Below are 359 nucleotides of genomic sequence, written 5' to 3'. Positions count from 1 at the left end.
CCCCGACACCACCCCGGCCCGCCGTCCCCAAACATCGACTTCGGGGCGGCTTGTGTCGTTCCCGACCGGTTGCGTGACACGTGCGCCGTTCGTGCGCTCTGGCCGCTCCGCCGCCCATACGTGAGGCTTGCGACCGTCCGCATCGCGGACAGCCACCAGCCCAGTCGAGAGGAACGGGTGCACGTGCCCCAGGAGAACCCCTTCACCACCGGCTCGTCCGAACACTTCCCCGGCTTCCCGGACGTCACGGCGCCGCTGACCGCCGCCGAGACCTCCCGGATCACCGGCCGCGGCCTCTGGGCCGCCGACGGCACGGTGGACCCCGGCGCCGTCCGGCTCGGCCAGACCCTCGCCAACGC

General features: G+C 73.3%; 1 protein-coding gene. It reads left to right on the top strand.

Annotation, left to right across the window (positions count from 1 at the left end):
• Nucleotides 1–120: 120 nt before the first annotated feature.
• A partial coding sequence (locus OQ02_RS43460) for a hypothetical protein (RefSeq protein ID WP_197043731.1) occupies nucleotides 121–359 on the top strand: 239 nt, incomplete at its 3' end.

It is taken from the genome of Saccharothrix sp. NRRL B-16314, from assembly GCF_000716595.1.
GTDB lineage: Bacteria > Actinomycetota > Actinomycetes > Mycobacteriales > Pseudonocardiaceae > Actinosynnema.
This window is presented reverse-complemented; position numbering and strand designations above follow the sequence as displayed.